The sequence below is a fragment of the Halomonas sp. genome (assembly GCF_014859505.1).
Lineage (GTDB): Bacteria > Pseudomonadota > Gammaproteobacteria > Pseudomonadales > Halomonadaceae > Halomonas.
The window spans coordinates 1-4,026 of the sequence record NZ_JACUUD010000192.1 but is presented as its reverse complement, the minus strand read 5'-3'; the positions used below and the strand labels follow the sequence as shown (position 1 = coordinate 4,026).

Annotated in this window: 2 protein-coding genes and 2 tRNA genes; 1 reads left to right on the top strand and 3 read right to left on the bottom strand. The window is 65.7% G+C overall.

The features are described 5' to 3' along the window. Positions 1-129: 129 nt before the first annotated feature. Complete coding sequence (locus IBX53_RS15125) at positions 130-1,428, bottom strand: M18 family aminopeptidase (RefSeq protein ID WP_290910903.1); 1,299 nt, start codon at positions 1,426-1,428, stop codon at positions 130-132. Positions 1,429-1,575: 147 nt separating this feature from the next. Between IBX53_RS15125 and IBX53_RS15120 the strand changes: the two genes are divergently transcribed. Then, on the top strand, positions 1,576-3,633 hold the full coding sequence (locus IBX53_RS15120; RefSeq protein ID WP_290910900.1) for a carboxy terminal-processing peptidase: 2,058 nt from the start codon (positions 1,576-1,578) through the stop codon (positions 3,631-3,633). 145 nt (positions 3,634-3,778) lie between these two features. Here the strand turns inward: IBX53_RS15120 and IBX53_RS15115 are convergent. Continuing rightward, positions 3,779-3,854, bottom strand: a tRNA-Asn gene (locus IBX53_RS15115). 16 nt (positions 3,855-3,870) lie between these two features. Further along, positions 3,871-3,945 (bottom strand) — tRNA-Asn (locus IBX53_RS15110). Positions 3,946-4,026 lie beyond the last annotated feature (81 nt).

The window sequence follows — 4,026 nt, the reverse complement described above, 5'->3', positions numbered from 1 at the left end:
ACATCACTCATAATGATGGGGTCCCCTGTTCAAATCAGGGCGTAGCCACCAGACAGCGAAAAACCCGGCGCCCGTGGCGCCGGGTTTTTTGTGGTCGCCGCTCAGGCCAACTTGCTCAGGCCAGCCCACTCAAGCAAGTTCGGCGCGGTTGCAGAAGGCAGTGAGCACCCGAGCCAGGTACTCCACGTCGCGGGCACCCGCGGTCTCGCGAATGGAGTGCATGGCCCACTGGGGGGCGCCCACATCCAGGGTCGGCACGCCGAGCTCGGTGGCGGTGATCGGTCCGATGGTGCTGCCGCAGCCCATGTCGGCGCGGGTCACGAAGGTCTGCACCGGCACCCCGGTCTCGTGACACAGGTCGCGGAACATCGCCGCGGTGGCGCTGTTGGTGGCATAGCGCTGGTTGGCGTTGACCTTGATCACCGGCCCGCCGTTGAGTGCCGGCCCGTGGGCAGCGTCGTGCTTGTCGGTGAAGTTAGGGTGCAGCGCATGGGCGTTGTCGCAGGAGATCATCCGCGAGGCCTGAATCAGGCGGATGAAGGCACCCTCGCCATGCCCGCCGAGCTGCTCACAGAGCCGATGCAGAACGTCACCAAGGAAGGGGCCCTGGGCGCCGCAGGCGCTGGCACTCCCCACCTCTTCATGGTCGCTGGCGGCCAGCACGACACCCTGCCTGCCATCCGAGGCCAGCAGCGCCTCCAGCCCGGCGAAGCAGGAGAGCAGGTTGTCGAGCCGGGCGCTGGCGACCAGTTCGCCCTCCACGCCGACCCGAGCCGGCGGCTGCATGTCGTAAAGGGCCAGCTCGAAGTCGAGAAGCTCGACATCCTCCAGGCCGTGCTGTTCGACGATCCAGCCCTTAAGCAGGCGCTCGAGGTCGGCATTCTCGCCACCCTGCAGGAACACAGGCGCCATCTGGGTCTGAGCGTTGATCGCACGCCCCAGATTGACGTCGCGGTCCAGGTGGATGGCCAGACTGGGAATGATCGCCACCGGGCGCTCGACGTTGAGCAGCAGCCCCTCCAGGCGCCCGTCGGGATGGCGCACATGAATGCGCCCGGCCAGGCCAAGATCACGGTCATACCAGGGCGCCAGCAGCACGCCCCCGTAGGTCTCGACCCCGAGCTGCAGCCAGCCCGTACTGGTCTGGGCCGCGCTGGGCTTGAGACGCAGGCCGGGGCTGTCGGTATGGGCGCCGATCATGCGCAACGCATCCAGTTCACCCTCGGGCAGCTGCAGGGCGATGATCGAGGAGTCGTTGCGGGTCACATAGACCTTCTCGCCGGGCGCCAGCTGCCAGGGCTTGCACTCGTCGAGGCGGCGATAACCCGCCGCCTCGAGCCTCGCCGCCATGCTGGCCACGGCGTGCCAGGGCGTGGGCGAGCGACGCAGGAAGTCGAGCAGGCGCTCGACAAGATCGTCCTGGGACATGAATTCCTCTACTAACAGGTGTCGTGGGGGCCAACAGGTGTCATGGGATGACGGAGGAAGCTGCTACAATGCCGTTTCGGCCCGCGCAACTCGTGAGCCTGAAAAGGGTCAAGGAATAGTGTACATGAAACCGGGAGTGCTTCATTGATGAGCCTGCTTGCCCACCTGGGACGTCCAGCCGCCACCCTGGTCGGCCTGCTGCTGGTCGCCGGCGCCGCCTTTGCGCAGCCACAGCCCACCGATGCCCAGCGCCAGGCGGCCGTGGAAGTCGCCGAATCGCTGCGCTACGGTCACTACGCCGACATCCAACTGGACGATACCTGGTCGCACCAGGCCTTCGAGCGCTACCTGGATGTCCTCGACGGCCAGCGCGCCTTCCTGCTGGCCGATGATGTCGCCGACTTCCGCCACCTGGGAGGGCGCATCGACGATGCGCTCTTCGACGGCGAACTGGACGACGTCTATGCCCTCTACCATCGCTACCACGAGCGCGCCGAGGCACGCTTCGAATGGCTGCTGGCCAGGCTCGACAAGGGCCTCGACTTCACCTATGACAGCGACCTGCGCCTTGACATCGATCGCGACGAGAGCCCCTGGGCCGATAGCCGCGATGAACTCGACGAGCTCTGGTTCAAGCGTCTCAAGAATGCCGCCCTGACCCTGGCCATCAGCGGACAGGATGACGAGCAGGTGGAGGAGAATCTCCGCCAGCGCTACGAGGGGCAGCTCAACCGGGTGCGCCAGACCAACGAGGAGGACATCTTCGGCCTCTTCATGGCGGCGGTGACCGGCAGCATCGACCCCCACAGCGATTACCTCTCCCCTCGCCAGGGCGAATCCTTCGACATCCAGATGCGTCTCTCCCTGGAGGGCATCGGCGCCCTGCTGCAGTCCGACGGCGAGTACGTCAAGGTGGCCAGCCTGGTGCCCGGCGGGCCGGCGGAGCGCGCAGGCGCCCTGGAGCCTGCCGACCGCATCGTGGCGGTGGGCCAGGAGGAGGGTGAAATGGTGAACGTGGTGGGCATGCGCCTGGACAACGTGGTCGACCTGATCCGCGGCCCCAAGGGCTCGGTGGTACGTCTCGACGTGGTGCCCGCCCAGGCGGTGGACATGACCCGCTCGCGCATCATCGAGATCACCCGCGATACCGTGAATCTCGAGGACCAGGCGGCCCAGGGCAAGGTGCTCGAGATCGAACGCGACGACGGTCCCCACCGCATCGGCGTGATCAAGATCCCCACCTTCTATGTCGACTTCGACGCCTGGCAGGCAGGAGAGGAGGATTTCCGCAGTACCACCCGCGACGTGGCCCGCGAAATCGACCGTCTCAAGGCCGAGGGCATCGAGGGCATCGTGCTCGACCTGCGCAACAACGGCGGCGGCGCCCTGCAGGAGGCCAACTCGCTGCTGGGGCTCTTCATCGACCGCGGGCCCACCGTCCAGGTGCGCGACGCCCGCGGGCGCATCAGCCTCTACGGCGATACCGAGGCGGGAACCCACTATGACGGCCCGCTGAGTGTGCTGGTCAACCGGCTCTCCGCCTCCGCCTCCGAGATCTTCGCCGGGGCCATTCAGGACTACGGCCGCGGCCTGGTGGTGGGCTCGCCGACCTTCGGCAAGGGCACGGTGCAGACCCTCAACGATCTGAGCCATGGCCAGATCAAGCTGACCCGCGCCAAGTTCTACCGCATCTCCGGTGACAGCACCCAACATCGTGGCGTGGAGCCGGACATCATCTTCCCGAGCCTGATCGATCCGGATCTGATCGGTGAGAGCAGCCTGGACAACGCCCTGGACTGGGATACCGTGCGCTCGGTGCAGTACCGCCACTACGGTGAGCCATGGCGCCATCTGGAGTCCATCAAGGACCAACATCACACTCGCGTCGCGGAGCACCCGAACTTCCGCTACCTGACCCAGCAGGCGGAGCTCAACCGTCGGCTGCGCGAACAGACCACCAGCGTCAGCCTCAACCGCGAGCAGCGAAAGCGCGAAGTGGAAGAGCAGGAGGCCGAGCAACTTGGCCTGGAGAATCAGCGCCGCCAGGCCCTGGGCCTCGACCTGCTGGAGGAGTGGGTCGACGCCCGCAGCGAAGAGAGCGACGACGAGCCGGTGGAACAGGTGCAGGTGCAGGAGGCGGCCCATATCCTGCTGGACTTCGCCCTGCTCACCAGCGATGACTACCGGCTGGCCAACCGCCACTGAGTCGCCCTGCCCTCAGGCACACCATCACGCCGCCCCTCGGGGCGGCGTTTTCTTGTGCTTCATGCCTAGCAAGACCAGACAGGCACGCAAATAGGCCGGCGAGCGAGCTCAGCCAGAGGATCGAATCAGAAGGGCAAACTGGAGATGGCTCCCGGAGCAGGACTCGAACCTGCGACCCAGTGATTAACAGTCACTTGCTCTACCAACTGAGCTATCCGGGAACAGAGAGGGGGCTGATGGCTCCTCGAGCAGGACTCGAACCTGCGACCCAGTGATTAACAGTCACTTGCTCTACCAACTGAGCTATCCGGGAACAGAGAGGGGGCTGATGGCTCCTCGAGCAGGACTCGAACCTGCGACCCAGTGATTAACAGTCACTTGCTCTACCAACTG